The 23,564-nt window shown below is 58.0% G+C and carries 22 protein-coding genes and 1 riboswitch; of the genes, 12 read left to right on the top strand and 10 right to left on the bottom strand.

Annotated features, from left to right (window positions below):
• Positions 1–58: 58 nt before the first annotated feature.
• Positions 59–1,798, top strand: coding sequence for a serine protease (locus ACR0LF_RS04440; protein WP_480575550.1), 1,740 nt, complete (start codon positions 59–61; stop codon positions 1,796–1,798).
• A gap of 53 nt (positions 1,799–1,851) precedes the next feature.
• Here ACR0LF_RS04440 and ACR0LF_RS04445 read toward each other — a convergent pair whose 3' ends face one another.
• From ACR0LF_RS04445 to metZ, 5 genes are all read right to left on the bottom strand, one after another.
• Complete coding sequence (locus ACR0LF_RS04445; protein ID WP_480575553.1) at positions 1,852–3,426, bottom strand: thiamine pyrophosphate-binding protein; 1,575 nt, start codon at positions 3,424–3,426, stop codon at positions 1,852–1,854.
• On the bottom strand, positions 3,426–4,874 hold the full coding sequence (locus tag ACR0LF_RS04450) for a TrkH family potassium uptake protein (protein WP_480575556.1): 1,449 nt from the start codon (positions 4,872–4,874) through the stop codon (positions 3,426–3,428). The genes ACR0LF_RS04445 and ACR0LF_RS04450 overlap by 1 nt, the downstream gene beginning before the upstream one ends.
• Positions 4,875–4,928: 54 nt before the next feature.
• A complete protein-coding gene (locus tag ACR0LF_RS04455; protein ID WP_480575559.1) occupies positions 4,929–5,669 on the bottom strand; it encodes a hypothetical protein in 741 nt (246 codons plus the stop codon).
• Between the two features lie 285 nt (positions 5,670–5,954).
• A complete protein-coding gene (gene folE2, locus ACR0LF_RS04460) occupies positions 5,955–7,058 on the bottom strand; it encodes a GTP cyclohydrolase FolE2 (RefSeq protein WP_480575562.1) in 1,104 nt (367 codons plus the stop codon).
• Between the two features lie 261 nt (positions 7,059–7,319).
• Positions 7,320–8,510, bottom strand: a complete 1,191-nt coding sequence (gene metZ / locus ACR0LF_RS04465) for an O-succinylhomoserine sulfhydrylase (RefSeq protein ID WP_480575565.1) — start codon at positions 8,508–8,510, stop codon at positions 7,320–7,322.
• A 61-nt stretch (positions 8,511–8,571) separates the two neighbouring features.
• A riboswitch (SAM riboswitch) is annotated at positions 8,572–8,649 on the bottom strand.
• Positions 8,650–8,767: 118 nt separating this feature from the next.
• Here metZ and ACR0LF_RS04470 point away from each other — a divergent pair.
• Together ACR0LF_RS04470 and ACR0LF_RS04475 are read left to right on the top strand one after the other, a co-directional pair.
• Complete coding sequence (locus ACR0LF_RS04470) at positions 8,768–9,466, top strand: glutathione S-transferase N-terminal domain-containing protein (RefSeq protein WP_480575567.1); 699 nt, start codon at positions 8,768–8,770, stop codon at positions 9,464–9,466.
• Positions 9,467–9,941: 475 nt separating this feature from the next.
• Entirely contained in the window at positions 9,942–10,676 is a 735-nt protein-coding gene (locus ACR0LF_RS04475) for a THxN family PEP-CTERM protein (protein ID WP_480575570.1), read from the top strand.
• A 298-nt stretch (positions 10,677–10,974) separates the two neighbouring features.
• Here ACR0LF_RS04475 and ACR0LF_RS04480 read toward each other — a convergent pair whose 3' ends face one another.
• Together ACR0LF_RS04480 and ACR0LF_RS04485 are read right to left on the bottom strand one after the other, a co-directional pair.
• On the bottom strand, positions 10,975–11,472 hold the full coding sequence (locus tag ACR0LF_RS04480; RefSeq protein WP_480575573.1) for a hypothetical protein: 498 nt from the start codon (positions 11,470–11,472) through the stop codon (positions 10,975–10,977).
• Positions 11,473–11,705: 233 nt separating this feature from the next.
• The gene (locus ACR0LF_RS04485) at positions 11,706–12,077 is read right to left on the bottom strand and encodes an OB-fold nucleic acid binding domain-containing protein (RefSeq protein ID WP_480575576.1); all 372 of its coding nucleotides are present in this window, start codon (positions 12,075–12,077) and stop codon (positions 11,706–11,708) included.
• A 127-nt stretch (positions 12,078–12,204) separates the two neighbouring features.
• Between ACR0LF_RS04485 and ACR0LF_RS04490 the strand changes: the two genes are divergently transcribed.
• Together ACR0LF_RS04490 and ACR0LF_RS04495 are read left to right on the top strand one after the other, a co-directional pair.
• Entirely contained in the window at positions 12,205–12,528 is a 324-nt protein-coding gene (locus tag ACR0LF_RS04490; protein ID WP_170742441.1) for a 2Fe-2S iron-sulfur cluster-binding protein, read from the top strand.
• Positions 12,528–13,289, top strand: a complete 762-nt coding sequence (locus tag ACR0LF_RS04495; protein WP_480575579.1) for an FG-GAP repeat domain-containing protein — start codon at positions 12,528–12,530, stop codon at positions 13,287–13,289. The genes ACR0LF_RS04490 and ACR0LF_RS04495 overlap by 1 nt, the downstream gene beginning before the upstream one ends.
• A gap of 73 nt (positions 13,290–13,362) precedes the next feature.
• Here ACR0LF_RS04495 and purD read toward each other — a convergent pair whose 3' ends face one another.
• Positions 13,363–14,631 (bottom strand): phosphoribosylamine--glycine ligase, encoded by a 1,269-nt coding sequence (gene purD / locus ACR0LF_RS04500; RefSeq protein WP_480575582.1) that lies wholly within the window; start codon positions 14,629–14,631, stop codon positions 13,363–13,365.
• 75 nt (positions 14,632–14,706) lie between these two features.
• Between purD and xseA the strand changes: the two genes are divergently transcribed.
• Both xseA and ACR0LF_RS04510 read left to right on the top strand, forming a co-directional pair.
• A complete protein-coding gene (gene xseA, locus ACR0LF_RS04505) occupies positions 14,707–16,191 on the top strand; it encodes an exodeoxyribonuclease VII large subunit (RefSeq protein WP_480575585.1) in 1,485 nt (494 codons plus the stop codon).
• A gap of 3 nt (positions 16,192–16,194) precedes the next feature.
• On the top strand, positions 16,195–16,836 hold the full coding sequence (locus ACR0LF_RS04510) for a glutathione S-transferase family protein (RefSeq protein WP_480575588.1): 642 nt from the start codon (positions 16,195–16,197) through the stop codon (positions 16,834–16,836).
• Here ACR0LF_RS04510 and ACR0LF_RS04515 read toward each other — a convergent pair whose 3' ends face one another.
• Positions 16,837–17,232 (bottom strand): hypothetical protein, encoded by a 396-nt coding sequence (locus ACR0LF_RS04515; protein WP_480575591.1) that lies wholly within the window; start codon positions 17,230–17,232, stop codon positions 16,837–16,839. It abuts the gene before it with no gap.
• Positions 17,233–17,372: 140 nt separating this feature from the next.
• On the opposite strand from ACR0LF_RS04515, the gene ACR0LF_RS04520 reads away from it, so the two are divergent.
• From ACR0LF_RS04520 to ACR0LF_RS04540, 5 genes are all read left to right on the top strand, one after another.
• Positions 17,373–18,011 carry a lysoplasmalogenase family protein gene (locus ACR0LF_RS04520; protein ID WP_480575594.1) on the top strand — a complete coding sequence of 213 codons (639 nt, stop codon included), beginning with the start codon at positions 17,373–17,375 and terminating at the stop codon, positions 18,009–18,011.
• A gap of 58 nt (positions 18,012–18,069) precedes the next feature.
• The gene (ftsY, locus tag ACR0LF_RS04525; RefSeq protein ID WP_480575597.1) at positions 18,070–19,212 is read left to right on the top strand and encodes a signal recognition particle-docking protein FtsY; all 1,143 of its coding nucleotides are present in this window, start codon (positions 18,070–18,072) and stop codon (positions 19,210–19,212) included.
• A 90-nt stretch (positions 19,213–19,302) separates the two neighbouring features.
• On the top strand, positions 19,303–20,205 hold the full coding sequence (locus ACR0LF_RS04530; protein WP_480575600.1) for an EamA family transporter: 903 nt from the start codon (positions 19,303–19,305) through the stop codon (positions 20,203–20,205).
• Positions 20,206–20,221: 16 nt separating this feature from the next.
• Complete coding sequence (locus ACR0LF_RS04535; protein ID WP_480575603.1) at positions 20,222–20,827, top strand: inner membrane-spanning protein YciB; 606 nt, start codon at positions 20,222–20,224, stop codon at positions 20,825–20,827.
• Positions 20,828–20,945: 118 nt separating this feature from the next.
• Positions 20,946–21,614: a Crp/Fnr family transcriptional regulator gene (locus tag ACR0LF_RS04540; RefSeq protein WP_480576182.1), complete on the top strand. Its 669-nt coding sequence runs from the start codon at positions 20,946–20,948 to the stop codon at positions 21,612–21,614.
• A 223-nt stretch (positions 21,615–21,837) separates the two neighbouring features.
• Here the strand turns inward: ACR0LF_RS04540 and ACR0LF_RS04545 are convergent, their stop codons facing one another.
• Positions 21,838–23,280: a Do family serine endopeptidase gene (locus ACR0LF_RS04545; protein ID WP_480576185.1), complete on the bottom strand. Its 1,443-nt coding sequence runs from the start codon at positions 23,278–23,280 to the stop codon at positions 21,838–21,840.
• Between the last annotated feature and the right edge of the window lie 284 nt (positions 23,281–23,564).

Consider the following 23,564-nt stretch of genomic DNA (forward strand, 5'->3'; position numbering starts at 1 on the left):
GCAAATGAAATCGCGTATTCTGCGCCAAAGCATGAACACTGCATAACACGGGCAGACTATGATACGCGTATTTTCAGCAATCCTATTGTTTCTTCTGGTCGGCCTGCGCGCCGCAACCGCTCAACAAGACCCCGGCGTCTGGGTTCAGGTCGAGGCTCAACCCTCGCTGCGCGAAGCGCAGGAGCGGGCTCAGGCCTATGCTGGCGCATTACCTGATGTAAACGGGTTCCGCCTCAACAGTGGCTGGTACGCGATTGTGATCGGGCCCTACACGCGCACCGACGCTGAACAGGTGCTGCGTGTCTACCGGGCCGAAGGACAAATTCCTCGCGACAGCTACATCGCGTTTTCCAGCGCAATGGGACAACAGTTCTGGCCAATTGGGGCAAATGTCCTAAGCCGTGGCACCATCTCGACGCCTATTGCGCCCGCGGCACAACCGGACGAGGCACCTGCGGTCGTCACCCCTCAGAATTCGGATGAAACCCGCACGCAGGCGCTTCAATCAGAACGTCTGCTGACCGCGCAGGAGCGCAAGGATTTGCAAACTGCCTTGCGCGCGGAAGGGTTTTACAACTCGACCATCGATGGCGCTTTTGGGCAAGGCACCCGCCGCTCGATGGGCGACTGGCAGCGGTTCAACGGCTATGAGGTCACGGGCGTTCTGACCACGCTGCAACGCAAGGCCCTGATGGATGAATACAATGCACCGCTGATCTCGGTCGGGATGGAACGGTATTCAGACGACAAGGCCGGGATTTCGCTCGACTTGCCTTTGGGCGCCGTGAGCCTTGACCGGTATGAGGCCCCCTTCGTGCACTTCAATGGCACCTCGGACCTGAATGCCAAAGCACTTCTGATCAGCCAGGACGGCGACAAGAACACGCTGCGCGCACTATACGAGGTGATGCAATCGCTTGAGATCGTGCCGCTGAATGGCCCTCGTAACCTGGGACGTAACCAGTTCACGCTGGAAGGGCGCGGCAACGGTATTGTGTCCTTCACGCAAGCGCGGCTGGCGGACGGCGAGATCAAGGGTTTCACCTTGGTCTGGCCCGAAGGGGATGAGGCACGCCGCCTGCGTGTTCTGGCCGCCATGACGTCCAGCTTCAGCACGACGGATACGGTTCTGGATGCCGCGGCCGGTGCAGATGCGGAACAGCGCATCGATCTGGTTTCGGGTCTTCAGATTCGCAAACCCCGACTGTCACGGTCCGGTTTCTTTGCTGATGAGAATGGCACCGTTCTGACCGTATCCGAGGCGGCGGACAGCTGCACGCGGATCACTCTGGATGGTGATCAGGAGGTTCAATTGGCTCTGACTGATCAGGACCTTGGCGTTTCGGTTCTGAGACCCGCGCAAGCCCTGGCACCGATGAGCGTTGCCGCGTTCAGCGCTGCTCAACCGCGCATTCAGTCCGAAGTGGCCGTGTCCGGCTTTTCCTATCAGGGCGCATTGGGTGGCCCCTCACTAACCTATGGCCAGATCGCAGATATCCGTGGCCTGAACGGCGAAACCGGTGTCAAACGCCTGGCCCTGAGCGCGCAACCGGGCGACGCGGGCGGCCCTGTCTTTAATGACAGCGGCAATGTTGTGGGCATGTTGCTACCCACACCTTCAGAAGGCCGCACCCTGCCAGCATCGGTCAGCCTTGCGGCCACCGTTGATCGGTTGACCGAAATCCTGGCAGAGGCCGGTGTGTCCGGTCAGTCCAGCGAAGAGACCACACAGATCTCTCCTAACGAGCTGAACCGGCGCGCCAACGGCATGACGGTGCTGGTTCACTGCTGGGATTGATCCGGCAACACATCCAAGCAAAATGCGCCGCATGAATTTGCGGCGCTTTTTTGTTACAGAATGTCCGGTGTCACATAGATTAAGGTCGGTACAGGCGCATCGAAAGCGGCACGGACTGCGCCTTGCATCTCTGCCAGAGTCGAAGGTGATGTGGAGCGCGCGCCAAAAGCCTCGGCCAGCTTACAGAAATCCGGGTTATGCGCCACGACCGAATTGGGGGCGATCTGGCTGCGTACCATGCTGTCTTCGATCTCTTTCAGCTTGCCGTTGTCCCACAGAATGATCGGCAGCGGCAAACCCAGTTCAACCGCCACGCCCAGTTCCTGCATTGTGTAATGGAACCCGTAATCCCCGGCGATAACTGCGGTTGGTTTCCCGCGCCGCGCCACCGCTCCGCCAATTCCGGCCGGCAACCCGTACCCCAAGGTGCCAAACCCTGTCGGATGATGCCAGTGATGGGGATAGGCCATGTCCCAAACCTCTTTTGCGACATAAGCGAACTGAGTCATGTCCGAATAGATCATGGTGTCGGCAGGCATGGCTTCGCGCAGTGCATCCGCAATCGGAACAATCCCGGGCCGTTCGGCATCCACCTCGGCACGCCATCGGGCGCGGGCTTCGGCCACTTCTTCCGTCGACCATCCGGTCGCTGGTTTCATGTCCTCGGTCGCGAGCCACAAGGCGCGGGCAAAGCTTTGACTATCAGCCTGCAATTTGATTGCAGCGCGGTGGCGATCAGACAGAACCTCAGGGTCCAGATCCACGCGGATCAGCGTCGCCTGGTGTCCCAATTCGTGCCGCCACAAATCGACCTCACCCAGTTCAGCGCCAACCGCAATCACAAGATCAGCCGAGGCTATAACCTCGGCACTGCTAGGACGTGGCAACATGGATCCGAAGTCCAGTGGATAGTTCGCACCCGGCAGCCCGCGCCCGGCATATGTCGTAAAGCAGGCAGCGCCCAGCTGCGTTAAAATCTGCCGCCAATCATTCGACTTGCATCCGCCGCCCAGAATGAACAATGGCCTGCGCGACAGGTTCAGCATGGATACAACCGAAGACACATCAGGCGGCAAGGCCTTGGTTCGCAATCCCGGTTGGTTGGGGAATGGGGCAGGCTCGGCCTCAGCCTCCAACCGCGCAATAGGCACCTGAATGTGTTTGGGCCGAGGTCGCGACAGCTCAAATTCTTCGAACGCACGCTCGATCAGCCCATACGCTGCTGTGGCGGTATCGGCCTGCGCCGACCAGTCCGCAACCGTCCCGGCCGCCGCGCGTTGATCTTTCATCTGGTGCAATTGACCGCGATGCGCCTGCGTTTCATCCAGACAAGATGACAACACCAGTATGGGCACCGAGTCGCTGTAGGCCTGTCCGATCGGTGTCATGATGTTGCACAGACCCGGCCCGGTAATCACATAGGCGACCCCCGGTTGTCCTGTCGCGCGCGCATAACCGTCAGCCATGAACCCGGCGCCCTGCTCGTGACGGGCCAGAACATGCGTAATTCCGGCCTCTTCGATGCCGCGATACATTTCCTGATTGTGAACGCCGGGAATGCCGAAAATCACATCCACGCCTCGATCCTTGAGCATATGCGAGATTTGCGCGCCAAGGGGTCTTTTCATCAGCCTCTCCAGAATTGAACGGTGAAGATCGCGTAAACGGCCAACAGCTCAAGCCGCCCGACCAGCATTCCGATTGTCAGCAACCATTTGGCCGTGTCGCTGAGACCGGCAAAGTTCCCCGCCGGTCCGATCTGATCGCCGAGGCCCGGGCCTACATTGGCCAGCGCCGTTGCGGCCCCGGACACGGATGTAATGAAATCCAGGCCCGTCAGCGCCAAGGCCCAGGACAACACGCCCATCGACAGAACGAAGAACATGAAAAAGCTCATCACCGATGTCAGAACATCCCGCCCCACAGGCCGCCCGTCATAAAGCGGCATGAACACCCCATGCGGGGACCTGATCCGTCTGATCTGGGTTTTGATGGACGCAATCAGCAATTGGTAACGGAAAATCTTTATCGAACACGCGGTCGATCCAGCGCAACCACCGATCAATCCGATCAGGAAAAAAAGCATGATCGGAAAGCTGCCCCAGCCCATGTAATCGACACTGGCGTATCCAGTGCCCGAAATGATTGAGGTGATGTTGAACAAGGATTCGCGAAAGGCCTGCTCCCAATGATGCGGGAAGACCGAAGTCAGAAAGACAGTCATAATGACGACCAGAACCAGAACCGTCGCAAGGAAGGCCCGGATCTGACTGTCCTCCCATAGTGATGCGGTGTGGCCGTTGGCCAGCTGGACGTAACGCACAAAAGGAAGCGCGGCCAGGATCATGAACACAGCAGCCGCATATTCCACCGGGCCCGAGAACGTCGCGAAAGAGGCGTCGTAGTTGGCAAAGCCACCGGTCGCGATTGTGGTCATCGAGTGGACCATGGCGTCGAAAAAGCTCATCCCGAACCCGGCATAGACCAGCGCACACACAACAGTCAGAAAAACGTAGATCAGGGAAATCTGCCCCGCGATCTCTTGCGCGCGTGGCAGGATTTTCCCCATGGTCTCAAACCCTTCCGAGCGGAAGATCTGCATACCGCCAACCCGCAATTCCGGTAGGAACACCATCGCGACCACGATGATACCGATGCCACCCAGCCATTGCAGGATGCCGCGCCACAGCAATAGCCCACGTGGCAGTGTGTCCAACCCCGAAATCACGGTCGAGCCCGTTGTCGTCAGCCCCGACATCGCCTCGAAATAGGCATCGACAAAGCGCAGCTCGGTTTCACCGAAAAGGAACGGAATTGCCCCGAAAACAGGCAGCGCGACCCAGACGCCGGTTGTCAGCAAAAAGGTCTGCCGAATGGTCAGCCCCTCGCCCACGCCATTGGCGCAGCTCATCGCCAGAACGGCGCCGGTCAGCATCGTGATGACGGCACTTTCCAGAAACACGTGCCATTCGCCACGCCCCTCGAAAAAATCCGCGAGCATAGGGAACAGCATGGTCGCCCCAAGAATGGCGACCAGCAAGCCAATCACATATCCGACCGGGCGAAGATCCATCATAACGCGCAGCGTTGGCGCGCCTGCCCGACCGTGTCAAGCAGATGGTCCCGGTTTTTACGTGTCGGTTTTGGTATTTGCCCCGGGCATCACGGGTGGTTTGGACGGACTACGCGTTTTGCGCACCCGAGGTTTGGGCTGTTCAACCGCCAAAGCTGGCTTTGCCTCAGATGTTGATGCGGGTTTCGCCGGTGCTGCCTCGCGTTTGGCAGCTGTATTATCCGTCACCGAAGGTGCTACGGGTTTAGTCGCAGCCGCTTTAGCCGGTGCCGGAGCAGCTTTGGTCGACGCAGCGCGGGCCGGTGCCGTTTTGACTGGCGTCGCCTTGACCGGAGAGGGTTTGACAGATGTCTTTTTTGCAGGTGCAGCCGGTTTTACGGCTTTGGCGGCAGGTTCAACCGGTTTGACGTTTGGATTGGCTTCGGCAGTGGTGGCAGGCTTTACATTCGCCGGTGCTGCCGAAGCTGTGCGCGGTTTTGCGGTAAATTCGACTGATTTGGCTGCTGGTTTCTTGGGCGTTGCTTTTTGCGGCGGCTTTTTCGCAGCGGATACCGCAGTGGCGGCGCGTTTGGTACGCGGCGCAGCGGGCTTGGGCTGTGCTGCTCGTTTCTCAGCCGGCTTTTCCGCGGCCGGAGCGGGGACGGATGCCGCCAGATGCAGCGCGTGAACAGGAACCATCGGCAGTTCAAGCGCGGACCGGGTCATGATCTGCATGATTTTCATCTGGTTGACCACTGCGTAGCCCGCCATGCGAAATGCCGCGGCCTGAAACTCCAACGGTTGGGTAATCGGATTCATTACATGTTTCTCCTGTAAAAAGGATGCAGCCCTAATTTCGTGGGTAAAGCGCCTTGCCCGCCCGAATTGCCCGAGCGGTGATTGCGGTCTTGCAGTCCAAGGCGTCTCACGTCTCGGCTTCCTTTCGGGGCCGTGTTCCTTTCTGCTGAAAGGCATACGGTTGCTGCATTCCCGGCAAACATACAGGAAAAGATAGCGCAATCGCAGCATTTTTGCTGCGTTGCGGCAAAAGAGCGCTTACGGCTGCAATCTTTGATTAAATTCTAACCGCTTACGCAGGGTAAATTACCCGACATGAAACAGTGTAGTGAACAGTTTTGGGTCCAGGCTGGATGCTGCAAAGGTCGGCCCCTCGGTCAGAATCGACACAGCATCGTGGCTGTGCAGGCTTTCCTGGTGGCTGGCGACGACACGGAAATCACCGACGTGATGATCTGCCAGCAATTCAGCACAGAACAGCCGCGCGGCGTCTTCGACAAAGATCGGGTTGGCGGCGTTCAACTCGGCAAAGGCCTGTTCATCTTCGCGCTTGACCATGACCTGCGTCTCGGTTGGAACCGCACGTCGGCAGAGCGCGATCAGATCTTCGAACCACAAACAGTCTGCATCGCAATCCACCGCCACAGAAATCCTTGCAACGGAACGCTGCGAATGCGGGGTTGCCAATTGCCCCCGCATGGAACGGGCATGTTCACTCAGCTCCAACGAGCATGGACAGGTCGAAGAATAGACATAGTCCAGATGCATGATCTTCTGGCGCACACCGCCTTGTTCAACCAGTTCCAGCGCGATGTCGTAATACTGGTACCCTTCCAAACCCGAGCGCAGGCTTTTGATCCTGTCCGGATAGGAAAACCGCATCTGGATACGTGCGTCAAAACTGTCCAGATCGGTCATGTAGTCGTCCAGTGCCGCCTCCATAACCTCAAAACTGAACGTACGCTCGGCATGTTTGTAGAAGGACCGCATGATCCGGGACATGTTGATGCCCTTTTTCTCGGCTTCAAGGCTGACGGTCCCGGTAATCGACGTCTCAAGCGTCAGATCTTCACCGTCTTTCCGATGAAACCGGATCGGCAGGCGGAAGTTCGAGATACCCACATGCTGAATCTGCTGCTTTGCACCACGGATCAGGCTGGACGGACCGTTTTGCAAATCCGGCAGGGACGCGCGGTAATCCGCGTCAACTGCGAAATCCTCAGGGTATTCGCGCGACAGCGAAGGATAGTTCACCGCAGTCAGGCCGGGTACCAGACGCGCAATGGACGGATCCAACTGGCTGATTTCCGAAGCAGTGGCAGATTGCGCCCATTGCCGCAGAACTTTCAGGGCCTCGGCGGCTTTTTCTTGATCCGGGGTGTCATCAATGTCGCGCGGGTGAACGTTCATCGGCTGCGGTTCCTCGATTGGTCGTCGGAATATATACGACTGCAGTTCTTTTTCCAGTCTAACCACGATACGTGGGCAATAGCAGTCCGGATCGAAAAAACCGGCGCAAAACCGTCATTCCACAACGGATTGCGCCGTTTTTGACGGGATCGCTGGCTGACGCCCCCCCTGTTCCACCCGACATGTTGCCCTAAAAACAAGGCTGCACACGTCACGAGCGGCTTGGCCGCCGATCAAAACAAACGCTCGGGGTGCGCGCGATTACCTCTGCGAGACCTCCAACGCCTGCCGGAGGTCGGCAAGCAGGTCCCCGGCATCTTCCAGGCCAACCGAAAGCCGGATCAGTCCCGGAGTGATACCCAATTCGTCTTTCTGCGCATCACTCAGGCGTTGGTGCGTAGTCGTTGCCGGATGCGTCGCGATAGACTTGGCGTCGCCCAGATTGTTGGAAATCACGGGAATGGTCATCGCATTCAGGAACGCAAAGGCCCCGTCCTTGCCACCTTTGATATCCAGAGACAGCACGGTGCCGCCCTTCCCGCCCAGCTGAGATTGAACCAGCGCGTTCTGCGCATGGGTTTTCAAACCGGGGTAAAGGGTACGTTCCAACGCGGGGTGCCCTTCCAGTGCCTCTGCGATTTTTTGCGCGCTTTCGGCCTGCGCGTTGACCCGCAACGCCATGGTCTCCAGACCCTTCAGCATGACCCAGGCATTGAACGGGCTGAGCGCGCCACCTGTATGCTTCAGATAGGGTTCAACAGTTCCGCGGATGAATTCCTTGGTGCTGATGATCACACCGCCCAGCGCACGACCCTGCCCGTCAATATGCTTGGTCGCCGAATAGACGACAACGTCCGCGCCCTGTTCTATCGCGCGCGAAAAGACCGGCGTCGAGAACACGTTATCAACCACGACAAGCGCGCCAACAGCATGGGCCAGTTCGGACACGGAAGCGATATCGATCACTTCCAGCGTCGGGTTCGACATGGATTCGAAGAAAACCGCTTTGGTGTCCGGGCGGATCGCCGCCTTCCACTGCTCAAGATCGGTGCCATCGACAAAGGTCACGTCAACGCCATAGCGGGTCAGAATGTTTTCAAGGATGTACAGGCACGACCCGAACAGCGCCTTTGCTGAAACAACATGGTCCCCGGCTTTGAGCATCGAGGTTAACGCACCATTGACCGCCGCCATGCCCGAGGCCGTCGCAAACGCATCCTCGCCGCCTTCCAGCGCCGCGATGCGCTGTTCGAACATGGATACGGTCGGGTTGCCGTAACGGGCGTAAATAAATTCGTCGGGGCCGCATTCCAGAAACCGGGCTTCGGCCTGTTCTGCGTTGTCGTACACGAAGCCCTGCGTCAGGAAAATCGCTTCGCTCACCTCGTTGTATTGACTGCGGCGGATGCCCCCGTGGACGGCTTGGGTGCGTTTGTTCCAGTTCTCGCTCATCTCATTCCTTTCAGCCTCCGGCGGAGGCAAACAAAAAACCCCAGACGCGGCCAAGCGAAAGGGGTCTTTCATCCTGACCTTTTAGCGGTGTTGTTTAACGTGGCCCGCAATCCGGTAACAAATCGCCACACAATTCTGTGCTGCCATACGCCTCGGGATGCGTTCCGTCAAGTCCGTGCTTGGCTCCGTCACGCTTTCGTAACCGCCTCTTGCCGATCAGGCGAAAAATCGCATGATCCGGAAGATACGGAGGAGCCATGACCAACCCTATCGATCTGTATTTCTGGCCCACGCCAAATGGCTGGAAGGTGTCCATCGCACTGGAAGAGATGGAACTGCCCTATACCACTCACCTGATCAACATCGGCAAGGGGGATCAGTTTGAACCCGAGTTTCTGAAAATTGCCCCGAACAACCGAATGCCCGCCATTGTCGACCCGGATGGCCCAGATGGCGAACCCGTCTCGGTTTTCGAAAGCGGCGCGATCCTGATGTATCTGGCCCGCAAGACAGGGCGGTTTTATGGCAAGAACGAGCGTGACCGGATCGCGGTCGAAGAATGGCTGATGTGGCAAATGGGCGGCGTTGGCCCAATGGCCGGTCAGGCGCATCACTTCCTGAAATACGCCCCTCAACTGGACCCACCGCAGGACCTGCCCTATGCCAAAGACCGTTATCGGGCCGAGGTTGGCCGATTGTACGGCGTACTCGACCGCCGGCTGGCAAAACACGAGTACGTCGCGGGCGACTTCTATTCGGTTGCCGATATGTCGATCTGGGGGTGGGCCAGCCTGTGGGAAGGGCAACAGCAGGTGCTGGAGGACAAACCTCATTTCACCCGATGGTTGGAAACGGTCAGCGCCCGCTCGGGTGTGCAGGCAGGACGGGCGTTGCATGCAGAGCTGCGCGGGGATCACCGGGACAAGCAGGTACAGACTGTTCTGTTCAAGCGGTGAGATGTATCTGACCCATACCCTTAAAATCCCTAGGACTTCCACACTACCTGTGCGCTACGAAAGACAGTCGCCACCTGTTCGTTTTGCCCATGCCTCATGACGGCCCTTCCAAATCCCGTCATGGCACAATGCCTGTGAAGTACCGTCAGGCGAGTGTTTTTCATTGCTACAAGCAACGCGCCGTCAAGCTTATGGTGGACAGGTGAAAAGTAACGTCCCTCACCAGCACATGATGACGTGATTCGTTATTGAGGCGATGTCCCACGCCGAAGATCTTTGTTTCCAGATGGCTAAAAATAGCTGAAATCGAGCATATTGTTTTTTCTTTTACACTGCACTTACAGGTACAATAGGACTTATTGTTTACACTTTTGCTCTACTTTTGAGACAATCCACCTAATTTGAGGTGAAAAAGTGGCGTCAATGTGGCGCTCGCTATCAAAGTGTGATTAGGTACCTTAGACACTCGCAAAGAGTGTGGTTCGTAATTGGTGATATTTTTGAAGGTGGGAACATGGCTCTCAAAGGAAACGTTGCTGCAATAGCGGTTGCTGCGGTGATGGCCGCCAGCGGTGCTTCGGCACTGACAATTTCCAATATTACACCGTCCTGGCAGAACGTTAACCCGTCAAGTGGCATTACTGAAAGCGCCTCGGGCTCAACGATTTCTCTTAGCTGGGGAAGCGGTGGAAACTCTAGCGGTTATGAATTCACACCGACTGGTACACCGATTTCCGGCCTGCTGCCGGGCACGGCGTTTTCACTCGGTCAATTCACCCATCTGAACTTTCCAATTAAGGGAACGACTCTGAGTTCTGTCGACCTCATGGTTGATATTCTCATCAGTGGCGGCCCACTTGTGTCGTCGTCATTTGGCATTACACATAATGAGACCCTGAACCGTCCGAGCAACTGCCCTGGCCAATCTCCGGCCTGTGACGACATCGTGACCATTTCCAACAATCTGGGTTCGCAAACCTTCAGCTTTGGTGGGCAGAATTACGTGTTCTCGGTGCTTGGCTTTTCTCAGGACGGTGGCAGCACCATCTCGAGCGGCTTCAACACGACGGAAAACATGCAGAACCACGCAACGCTGTACGGTCAGTACACGATTGCTCCGGTACCGCTGCCCGCCGCTGGCTGGTTGCTGATCGGAGGCATCGGTGGCTTGTTTGCAGTGGGTCGTCGGAAAAAGCGTAGCTTGGCCTAACCTGGCTTTTCCTGCTCCCACCTTTCCTAGTGGTGGGAGCGTTCCAAAACGCTCTGCTTTGCTGTCAGACCTATTGTCTCTTGGCTATTTCCGGTCATGCGCCCTTTGGATCTACAGGGGCGCTTTGTCCCGGAACGATACGCCCTGTCGATGCGATATAGCCGTTGCTGACTTTCGTGTGCGACCTGCAGCAGCTGGCTGAAATCAGAATTATTCAGACGTGTTGCGCAAAATACTAAATCTGTCTTGCGCCGGAATGTGATCATCCCCCTTGGTGCTTGTGCAACAGCAAGCCTCGTTAGCGAAACTGGAATTCAGGTTCCGCGGGGAAAGACATCGGCTTGCCTTTCCTGTGCCCACCGCGCAGCACCGCAACATTCCGACCGTCAACACGCATCCGGGATGTCAGGACAAGTGCCGCTTGCCTTTGTGTTGCCCCTTCTGCCAGTGCCTGCCCGGCCAACAGCTTGGTCTTATCGGACGGCAAGCTATTTGACTTCGCCGACCGACTGGAACGAAAACTCGGAACTCTGCGCTGTTTTCGGGCAGATCCTTCCACCGACTGCGGCACCTCAATGCCCTTCACCTGCTGCAATTCCGCAAGGTATGTTTCGGCGACCCCTAGGTGCCTGCGTTCAAAGGAATAGGCGTTCAATGCCTCCTCGATCATTCTGGCGGTATGGACATAACCCTTCGAGCGCGTGAACTCTGAGAGTTCGGCAAGACGACCGGCGATCTGGCTCTCATCCTGCCAAGCCGTTTCTTCCAGCGATCCATGTTGTGGTACTTTAGACATCCGGACTGAACTCTGAGATGGCTTTGAGTGGCGCGACCATACCCATGCTCTGACAAAGGCCAACGCGTAACGATGTCTGCCAGTACCTGCCCGACATCCGAGAGTCGACCAACCGGTGTGAAAGTGGCGGAAAAGCGCCTCTGATCGGCGTATGGATCAAAGAGAACAGATCGGCACTGCTCAGAACACACGTTTTGAGGCGAGCAAAGCTCCGCGTTACCCGTAAAGCAGACCTACCCCTCGCCCCGCACCAACAGATCCAGCATCCCCGAAATATCCTCGATCTCTTCTGCAATCACATGGGTCACCGAATGCGCCCGCTGCATCCGACCCGTCACTTTCAGCAACCGTCCCGAAATCACCGCGCGGCGGAACTGTTCGTAGATTTTGCGCCAGACCACCACATTCACGATCCCGGTCTCATCTTCCAGCGTCAGAAAGATCACCCCCTTGGCCGTCCCGGGCCTTTGCCGCAGGATAACCAGCCCCGCCACGGCCACGCGCGCGCCCTCGGGCGGTGCGTTCAACTGATCGGATGGCAAACAGGACGGCGCGCGCGGCCAGTCCCGGTTTGAAAACGCAGGGCGAACAGGAGCATCAAGCATGAGAACAAATATAGAACACACGGCAAGAAAGTCCAGACGCGGCGCACTGAGTCGCAAATGAGGCTGGAAAGACTTAAATGCCTTGACTAAGGAAGAATTCGAACATCGCAAAAGGAAGACGCACGCAATGGCAAAGATCACCTATGTCGAGCACGGCGGTACCGAACACACTGTCGAAGTCGCCAACGGACTGACCGTCATGGAAGGGGCCCGTGACAACAACATTCCCGGCATCGAGGCCGATTGCGGCGGCGCCTGTGCCTGTTCAACGTGCCATGTCTATATCCACCCCGACTGGGTCGAAAAAATTCCCGGAAAGGATGACATGGAAGAAGACATGCTGGACTTTGCCTACGAACCCGACCCGGCCCGCTCGCGCCTAACCTGCCAGATCAAGGTCACGGACGCGCTGGACGGTCTGGTCGTTCAGATGCCCGAAAAGCAAATCTGATGCTTCCCAAAGCGCCGCGTCCCCCCGATCGCCTCTGGCGAGGGCGGGCACGCGGCGCGCTGACAGCTCTGAGCGTCTGGGGATCGGCTTTCGGCACAGCAACTACGGCCGATCAAATAAAGACGGCCAGGTTCACAGAACCAACCACGCGCTATGCGCACGGAGTATTGGGAGATAACGTCGAATTCGGTGCATTAGAACTTCGCAGTCAAAGTGCCAACTCAGCTCCAACGACCGTAATGATTCGCCTACCACAAGATCGCGTCTTCGAAGATCTCGAACCACGGCTTCTGGACATTGATACAGACGGCACACCCGAAGCTGTTGTCGTTGAATCCCAAGAACAACTTGGCGCACAACTCGCCATCTACAACGCAAGCGGCAAGAAAATCGCCGCCACACCCCATATCGGCACCCGCTTCCGCTGGCTCGCCCCAATCGGAGCCGCCGATCTGGATGGCGACGGCCATGTCGAAATCGCTTACATCGACCGCCCGCACCTCGCCAAGACGCTGCGCATCTGGCGATACAAGGACAACGCCCTGACCGAGGTCGCCTCGATTCCCGGTCTGACCAACCATAAGATCGGCGAGGATTTCATCTCCGGCGGCTTACGCGACTGCGCCAACCGCCCGGAATTGATCGTGGTCAGCGCCGACTGGTCGCGAATCATCAGCGTCTCTTATGACAACGGCTGGATCAAAACCGATCTCGGCCCATTCAACGACCCCGACAGTCTCGCTCAGGCCTTGAGCTGCTGATCCGCCTCTTCATCTGGCTAAAAATATCCTGGGGGTGAGGCCGCAGGCCGAGGGGGCAAAGCCCCCTGCCCGATCAACTCTCCAGAGCACGCCACCCGATATCGCGTCGATAGAACCCTTCGGGCCATTCCACGCCATCAACCATCTGATAGGCCCGATCCCGCGCCTTCTGCAGCGTTTCACCGCGCGCAGTCACGTTCAAGACCCGCCCACCGGCAGCCTGCACCTGTCCCTCAACTGCTTTGGTGCCTGCATGGAACACCATATTGCTGCTGTCCTCGGGCATTCCGTCCAGCCCCTTGATGACTGAACCCTTTTCATACGCACCCGGATAGCCCAAGGCCGCCATCACAACCGTCATCGCGTGATCATCAGCCCAGTTCACGCGCATCTCACCCAACCGACCCTCAGCTGCGGCATGCATCAGGTCCATCGCCTGAGCACCCAGACGCATCATCAACACCTGGCATTCGGGGTCGCCAAATCGAACGTTGTATTCCACAAGACGAGGCTGACCGTCTTTGATCATCAGCCCCGCATAAAGGACACCTTGAAATGGCGTACCCCGGCGTTTCATCTCGGCAATGGTCGGGCGCACAATCTCTTCCATTGCGCGCGCTTCCACCTCTGCGCTCAGCACGGGTGCCGGGGAATACGCCCCCATGCCGCCCGTATTCAGCCCGGTGTCGCCCTCTCCAACACGCTTATGGTCCTGAGCGGTGCCGACGGACAGAATGTTCTCACCGTCACACAAAACGAACAGCGAAGCCTCTTCGCCGTCCATGAACTCTTCAATGACGACTTCCGCTCCAGCGCCACCAAAGGCACCGCCGAACATGTCGTCTATCGCTTCCAGTGCCGTCTCTTCGTCCATCGCGACGATCACGCCTTTGCCCGCCGCCAGACCGTCGGCTTTGACAACAATCGGCGCTCCTTGCGCGCGAATGTAAGCCTTGGCGGGTTCAGCTTCGGTGAACCGGGCATAAGCTGCGGTTGGGGCATTGGCGGCGTCGCAGATCTCCTTGGTGAAGCTTTTCGATGCTTCCAGCCGTGCCGCCTCGGCCGACGGGCCAAAAACCAGCACCCCGGCCTCGCGCAGACGGTCAGCCACACCGGCGGCCAACGGAGCCTCGGGGCCGACAATCACGAAATCAATTGCGTTTTCTTCGGCAAAGCTGACAACAGCCCCGCCATTCTCGATATCCAGTGCCGCGCAATCCGCGATCTGAGCGATCCCGGCATTGCCCGGAGCCACGATCAGACGGTCGCATTTGGGGTTTTGCAACACTGCCCAGGCGAGACTGTGTTCGCGCCCGCCGCTGCCGAGAATGAGGATGTTCATGAATGCTCTCCGATCTGCTTGGCCTTGCCTGCGCGGCGTTCTAAGCTGGCCCGGCATTTGAAACAAGGCGCTGAAATGTCCGATCTGCTTGATGACCCGATTCCGGGCCAGAATACCCCCGAATACACGGTGTCTGATATCTCGGGAGAGGTGAAACGAACTCTCGAAGGCTCGTTTGGGCGAATCCGGGTACGCGGTGAGGTCGGACGCGTATTCAAAGCACGTTCGGGACACTTGTATTATGATATCAAAGATGACCGGAACGTTCTGGCCTGCACCACGTGGAAGGGTCAGATTTCGGGCCTCTCCGTTGTGCCGGAAGAAGGGTTGGAGGTTGTCGTCACGGGACGCCTCACCGCCTTTGGTGCGCAATCCAAATACAACCTGAACGTCGATGAGGTCTCAGTCGCTGGACAGGGCGCCCTGATGGCGTTGCTGGAAAAGCGTAAGAAACAGCTTGAGGTCGAGGGCTTGTTCGCGCCCGAACGCAAGAAACCACTGCCCTATCTGCCGCAGATCATTGGTGTGGTGACATCCCCTTCGGGCGCGGTGATCCGCGATATTCTGCACCGTCTGCGGGATCGGTTCCCGCGCAAGGTGCTGATATGGCCCGTGGCAGTTCAAGGGGCGAATTGCGCACCCGAGGTTGCCCGTGCCATCGAAGGCTTCAACCAGTTGACGCCCGGCGGCGCGTTGCCACGCCCCGATCTGATCATTGTGGCGCGTGGCGGCGGGTCTATCGAAGATCTCTGGGGGTTTAACGAAGAGGTTGTCGCCCGCGCTGCCGCTGCATCCGACATTCCGCTGATCTCGGCTGTCGGGCACGAAACCGATACGACGCTGATTGACTTTGTCTCAGATCGCCGCGCACCCACACCCACTGCGGCAGCAGAGCTGGCAGTGCCCGTCCGTATGGAACTGCTCGCATGGACCGGAGAGCAAGGCGCTCGCCTGTCGCGCGCAGCAACGGATGCGGTGCAGCGCCGAACGCAAAGGCTGCGGGATCTGTCCCGCGCCCTGCCGCGCCCGGACAGCCTGTTGAACACCCCGCGCCAACGCCTTGATTTAATTGCAGATCGCCTGACACCTGCCTTGACCCGAGGAGTTCAAAATCGTCGTCTGCAAGTGGTGGAACTGTCCGCTCACCTTCGCCCTTCTACTCTTCGCAGTCTGGTTTCGACACGGCAGGAATCACTACGCAACCTGTCCTCGCGCCTGTCCCTACGCCCGATCCAGCGCGAAATCGACCAGCAGCGGCAAAACCTCACCCGGCTTGGCGATCGGATGAACACAGCGCAAACCACGCGGCTGGATCGCCTTCAACAACAGCTTGAAGCAACAGACCGCCTGCGCGAAACACTCAGCTACAAAGCCACGCTGGAACGCGGATATGCCGTCGTCCGAGCAGACGGGAACGTCGTCACCACCAAAGCTCAGGCCGCCAAGCACACAGCACTGGATATCGAATTTGCCGATGGCATTCTCAGCACCGGAGCGGCGGCAAAATCACCGCCCAAGAAACCCAAACCGGACGCCCCGGATCAGGGATCGCTGTTCTAAGTCATGCTGACCATCTGGGGCCGCAAGACATCATCGAATGTTCAGGCCCTGATGTGGTGTGTCTGTGAGTTGGGGCTGGATTTTCACCGCCACGATCTGGGGCACAAATACGGCGGGCTGAACACGGATGACTTTGGCAAACTGAACCCAAACCGCACGATCCCTGTGATACAGGACGGCAATCATCCACCGCTTTGGGAAACAGGCGCGATCCTGCGATATCTGGCCAATACCTATGGCGATGACAAATTCTGGCCACGTGACCCGGTCAAGCAAGCCGAAGTGGATAAATGGGCGGAATGGGCCAAGATCAACGTTGCTCTGGCGTTCACAGTGCCCGTGTTCTGGCAAGTCGTGCGGACGCAGCAGGCAGAACAGGACCAACAAGCAATCGAAAAGGCGGTTACGGCTTTAGAGAACACATTGGCCATCGCCGATACACAACTATCTGAGCGCACCTTCCTGTGCGGCCTCGACCTGACCTTGGCGGACATTCAACTGGGTCACATTCTCTATCGCTACTACGATATCGAGATTTCGCGCGCATCACTGCCCAACCTGCGCCGATATTACGAAAGGCTGGCAGACAGGTCAGCTTACCAAACACATGTCATGATCAGTTACGATGAGCTTCGGGCCGACTGATCAGACACCAACGTCGGGCCCGTAGCAGACCATTTCTTCCCCAAGATCCTCTGCCTCATACAGCTCGGTCGCTTCCGGATTGCCTTCGAACTGCGCGATCAGGCCGCCGCCGGATCGAGTAAAGACCCAGCATTGCGGATCCAGCCTGTCTTCATAGACAAAACAGATCTGCTCGTCCCGCTGATACCAGATACCTTCCTTGCAATTCCCGTCCAGAAAAGACCAGATCACACGGCGGTTCGGCAAGTACCGCTCAACCCCGTAAATCTGCCCTTCGAACCCGTAGAACAGGGTTTTCCCCTGCGTATACTTGTCGAATTCCGAACCAGACAAAGGCGTCTGGGCCGCCACGGACTGCGCGGCGAAGGTCGCGAGAATCATCAGAAATCTGAACATGCGCTTATTTTGTCAGATGCGCCCCGGACACGCCATTCACCCTTTACGCTTAGGCCGTCACACGTTGCTTAACTCAACGTAAGCGGTTGCTTCAACGCGACACCCCGGATCAGATTGTTCTGAAACGGCTCGGAGATGACATGACAACCATATTGATCTGGATCGCCCTTGGCTGTGCTGTCGGTTATCTGCCCCTGACGGCGCGGCCCGCCAGTTCTTTGCGTACTGTACTGAAAACCGCTTCAGTCGCTTTGTTGGCAGTCATCGCCACCTTGCAAGGCGGGCCTTGGTTGCTGGTTCTCGCGCTTGTGCTCTGTGCGTCAGGCGACGCTCTGTTGTCGCGCGAAACGGATGCTACATTCATGGCGGGCATCGCCGCGTTCGCCGCCGGGCATCTGGCCTATATCGCTCTGTTCCTGTCTCATCCCGCCAGTTCCGCCGCGCTGATTTGGAATGCACCCGCGATTGTATGGTCCTTGGTCATTCTGGGCATCATCATGGCTACATTGCTAAAGCCCCGCGCCGGAGACCTGAAGGGACCGGTTCTGGCTTATATCCCCATCATCCTCGGCATGGGGATCACTGTATTGGCACTGCCGGATGCGGGCGCTTTGCGTTGGGCCTTTCCAGCCGCCATCGCCTTCATCGCCTCCGATCTGATCCTGGCGACCGAAAAGTTCCTGTTGCCGCCAAACCATCCCTCCCTCAAGGTGACACCCTATCTGGTCTGGCCCCTCTACTGGGGCGCACAGCTCGGCTTTGTCCTTGCGTTCGCGTGACCCTTTGCAACTGCCGCAAATCCGCATTAGGTGAAGGGAACACCTGCGGAGACAAAAAATGGCGTTTTTCTCAAAGCTAAAGGACAAGCTGTTCAAATCCTCCTCTCGTCTGGAAGAGGGGCTGGAAGCCATCGTCGAAGATGGCGGCGAGGAAACGGCCACGCCCGACCCGGTAATCCCGGAACCGCAGCCCGAACCGCAACCGGTGCCCGAGATTCCGGACCCAGCCCCGGCCCCGCAACCGGTTGAACCACCCGCTCCGATCCCTGCCGACCCGACGCCCGTCACTCCGCCACCGGAAGTCCCTGAATCCAAGGGCATCCTGAACCGCCTGTTCAACCGCGGCAGCGGCAGCACCGAAATGCGCCGCACCTTGGACGATGACATGCTGGAACAGCTCGAAGAGCTGCTGATCGCCTCGGACATGGGCGTCGACACGGCCCTTCGCGTCACCTCGAACATGGCCGAAGGGCGCTTTGGTCGCAAACTTTCGACCCGGGAAATCAAGCAATTGCTGGCACAAGAGGTGGCCCGCGTGATGGAACCCGTGGCCAAGCCCCTGCCGATCTATCCCAGGCGCCCGCAAGTGGTGCTGGTCGTCGGTGTCAACGGCTCGGGCAAGACCACCACAATCGGCAAGCTGGCTAGCCAGTTCAAAGAGGCGGGCAAGAAAGTCGTCATCGCCGCCGGTGACACCTTCCGCGCCGCTGCCGTTGAACAGTTGCAAGTCTGGGGCGACCGCGCCGGGGTTCCGGTTCTGACAGCGCCTGAGGGTTCGGACCCGGCCAGCCTCGCGTTCGACGCGCTGACTCGCGCACAGGCCGAAGGTGCCGATCTGCTGATGATCGACACTGCGGGCCGCCTGCAAAACCGCGCCGACCTGATGGAGGAACTGGCCAAGATCGTCCGCGTCATCCGCAAGGTCGATGAAACGGCCCCGCATAACACTCTGCTGGTCCTCGACGCCACAACCGGCCAGAACGCGCTGAGCCAGGTGGAAACCTTCCGCAAACTGGCCGACGTCTCGGGCTTGGTCATGACTAAACTGGACGGCACCGCAAAGGGCGGCGTTCTGGTTGCACTGGCAGACAAATTCGGCCTGCCCATCCACGCGATAGGTGTCGGCGAACAGATCGACGACCTTGCCCCTTTCGACCCCGAAGAATTCGCCGCCGCCCTGACCGGTCTCGACAAAGGCTGATCCGCCTCTTCATCTGGCCAAAAGTATCCTCGGGGGGTGTGGGGGGCAGACAGCCCCCTACCCTCTCCGCCCCACAAAAGGTCTGCGTATTTGAGCGACTGGCTGATCTCTCTCGAAGGCACCGAAGCCGGCCACCAACTGGCGTTGGCGCTGGCGCTGATGGCCGCGTTCCTGCACGCCGCGTTCGGAGCGCTGCAAAAAGGCCGACATGACCCGTGGCTGTCCCGCGGTGCCATCGACGCCTGCTATTGCCTGATGGCCGCCCCGTTCGCCTTCTTCGTGGTGCCCTGGCCCGAACCGCATATGTGGCCGATCTTCGCGCTCGTCTGGCTGATCCACATTGCCTACAAGACCCTGCAAGCCATGGCTTATACCAAGGGCTCTTATACCGTCGTCTACCCGGTCGTGCGCGGAACCGGCCCGTTGTTCACAGTTATCGGCGCATACCTTTTGTTCGGCGAAACCTTCACGGCCGTTCAATGGCTGGGGGTCGCTACCCTGCTGGCCGGGATCTTCGGGCTGGCCGCCTATAATTTCAAGTTCCTCGAAACCAACCGCGATACGCTGGGCATCGCGCTGACACTGGCGATCATCACCGGCCTTTTCGTGGCCCTTTACACCACCTATGACGCCTATGGCATTCGCGCCACCGCCGATCCGTTCACCTTTCTGGCGTGGTTTTTCATGATCGACGGCGCGGTCATGCCGATCTACGCTTTCCTCAGGTGGCGCGCGATGACGCACAGACCCGCGCCCGGTCCGCTGATGCTGCGAGGGTTTGTCGGAGGGATCATCGCCCCCTTGTCCTTTGGCTCGATCATGCTGGCCACAAGGTTGGACAAAGTCGGCGAAGCGGCTGTTCTGCGCGAAACCTCGACCGTCTTCGCGGCGCTGATCGGCTGGCTTGTCCTGAAAGAAACCGTCGGTCCCAGACGCATTGCATTGATGGCATTGATTGCACTCGGCGCCGTAATAGTTGAAATGGGCGGGTAAGCAGCAGGAAGTACCGATGACAGGCAAAAAAGATATCAACCCGTTTTTGAAACAGGTTCTGGAACTTGGGCCCCCGTTGGCCTTCTTCTTCATCTACCTGCGCCTGCGTGACGACAGCTTTCTGATTGGCGACATCGAATATTCCGGATTTATCGTCGCAACGATCATTTTTGTTCCACTGATGTTGGGGGCGATGGGCATCCTGTGGTACCTGACCGGCAAGCTCAGCCGGATGCAGATTTTCACTGCTTTCATGGTGATCTTCTTCGGCGGTCTCACAGCCTGGTTCAATGACGAACGCTTCTTCAAGATGAAGACCACACTCGTCTACGGACTGTTTGCGCTGATCCTCGGCATCGGCCTGATGCAGAAGAAATCCTATCTGGCCTATGTTTTGGATGAGCTGCTGCCGATGAAACACGAAGGCTGGATGATCCTGACACGCCGCCTCTGTGCCTGTTTCGCTGTTCTGGCCGCAGCAAACGAGTTTGTCTGGCGCACCATGTCGACGGACCTGTGGGTCAAGATTGAAACCTTTGGCTTTCCGATTGCCCTGATGGCCTTCCTGATGCTGCAATTCAGCATTCTGCAGCGCTATATGGAAGACCCCGAGCAGAAATAACTGCCCTTACGTCCGCCAGACCTGCCAAAACAAACATAATTCTTGGCTTGAGCGCCGAGCTATGGGAAGCTGTGGCACCACCACCCACACTCACACTCTGCCCAAGATCGGTGCACACATGACGGCCTTTCCCAACAGCGGCTTCCTTTCCGAAGCCTCCGACGGGCTCAGAGAAATGCTTTCGGCTCAGGCGACCGAAATTTCTCTGGCTCAAGATGAAGTATTATTTGAACAAGATGATGAGGGCGACGCGCTCTACGCCATTCTTGAAGGCACACTTGAAGTGTCATTTCTCGCCATGAGCGGCCGCAAGCTGACGCTGACCCTGATGCGCCCCGGCGAAGTTTTTGGTGAGATCGCGTTGTTCGACAACGGCCCGCGCACGGCGACCATCTCGGCCGCAGAGCCCTCGCGTGTGCTGCGTGTACGTCGCAACGATGTCATGAACCAGATCAGGCAACAGCCTGATCTTGCAGTAGATATGATACGTCTGGCGGGTCTGCGGATGCGCTGGATGGGATCGCAGTTGAACGAACAGGTCTTTCTGCCCATGCCCATCCGCTTGGCCCGCAAGCTGCTACACCTGTCCGGTTTGCAAGACGACCCGTCCCAGCGCATCACCCTGTCGCAGAGCGAACTGGCCGAATTTGTCGGCGCCACGCGTGAGGCGGTTTCCAAAACAATCTCCACATGGAAGCGGGATAACGTGGTCGAAGCCTCTCGGGGTGGTTTGCTGATTCAGGATTTTGAAGCCCTGCGCGAGTTGGCGGATTCCGACCTTATCTGAACGGATGTGATCTGGTTCACAGACCGATATGCCAACATTGACCTAAGGTGAGATTGTTACCGTAGGAGGTCAGAGAATCATCCCCGATATCTGTCCACTGACCTCTCCCTGTATCTGAGCCATACGCAATTTCTGCGTATGGCTCATTTTCTTTGAATACTGCCAATCCCGCGATTTGTCCGGGGCTTTGAAAAAGACCGGGAACATGCCCCGGCCTTTTCAGTTATTCCTCAAGGCTCAGTGCCACAAACCTCGGATCGCCACCCCTGCGCACCAACAGCAACAAAGATTTGCGCCCCGCTTCGCGCGATTCGTCCATCCGGGCTTCGAGATCGTCGATGGTTTCCACCTTTTGCTGGCCTGCTTCAGTAATCAGATCACCGGCCCGCATACCTTTGGCGTAAGCTTCGGACGCTTCATCGACATCCGTAATCACCAGACCTTCGGCATCGGCATCCAGACCAAGATCCTCTCGCAAAGTGTCGGTAAGAGGCGAAATCGTCAGACCGAGAATATCGGCATTTTCATCAGCCGGTGCTTCCTGCGGCTCTTCTTCGCCATCTTCGGTGCGTTCCGCATCTTCGCGACGACCCAGCGTCACCAGCACGGTCTGTGTTCCACCATCGCGATGCACGATCACGCGGACAGATTTGCCAACTTCGGCTTCACCAACCTGACGCACAAGACCACGTGTGTCTTCCACCTCGACACCGTCAAAGCTGAGGATCACGTCACCCGCCTTCAACCCGGCCTCCTTGGCAGGCCCTTCCGGGACATCGCTGATCAGCGCGCCGCCAGGTTTTTCCAGACCCATGGCCTCGGCCATATCCTCGGTTACGTCCTGAATGCGGACACCCAGCCACCCACGGCGGGTTTCACCAAATTCACGCAGTTGATCGACAACCTTCACAACCACGTTCGACGCCATCGAGAATCCGATACCGATCGAGCCACCGTTGGGCGACAGGATCGCAGTGTTCACGCCAATGACTTCGCCGTTCATGTTGAACAGCGGTCCACCCGAGTTGCCCCGGTTGATCGCCGCATCTGTTTGGATGTAATCATCATAAGACCCGCTCAGCGCCCGGTTACGTGCCGATACGATCCCGGCAGACACAGAAAAGCCCTGACCCAACGGGTTGCCCATGGCGATGACCCAATCGCCTACGCGCGCCACGTCACTGTCACCAAACTGCACATACTTCAACGGGCCCGACGCTTCGACCTTGAGTAGCGCGATATCGGTTTTCTCGTCGGTTCCGATAACCTTGGCAACCAACTCTTTCTTGGGCTGACCATCGCCGGGGAAGAATTCCACAAGAATCTCATCCGCTTCGGCAATGACGTGATTGTTGGTCACGATAAAGCCGTCTTCCGAGATCACAAACCCCGAACCCAGCGCGTTGCTACGCCGCGGTGCGTTATCGCCATCTCCGCCGTTACGGTCCTGAAACTCGCGAAAGAAATCTTCGAACGGAGAGCCCTCGGGTACAATGCCCTGCGGACCTGTCTGGCCTTCGATCAAAGTGCTTGTCGTGATGTTCACCACAGCCGGGCTGATCTTTTCTGCCAGAGGTGCAAGGCTCTCGCTCCGCGCCTGCGCCGTGACGGTCTGCGCCAGCACAAACAGAAGCCCGACAAATGCCAGCCACATCAGCCGCATCATGATAACCGCTTCGTCCCGCCGGATGGAAATACTGCGTGCTTTTGCCTGCACCTGGGGTCTCCTTGTCGACAATCGTTACCCGGCCGCCCCTTCGGCAGCCTGTCTTGATATCCAATGTAGTCAGTTTGGTCGCGCCCGCAACTCGGGATCAATGTTTATCACCGGCAATTGAGCCTCGTGGCGCTATCGCACCAGCGCGCAAGTCGCAGCAATGCGTTTGTTCGCGGTTGGCACTGAGCGTGATAGGGACCAGAGCGTGCAGATACAATGCAGTCAGCACCCCA

This window comes from Ruegeria sp. E8, assembly GCF_056533985.1.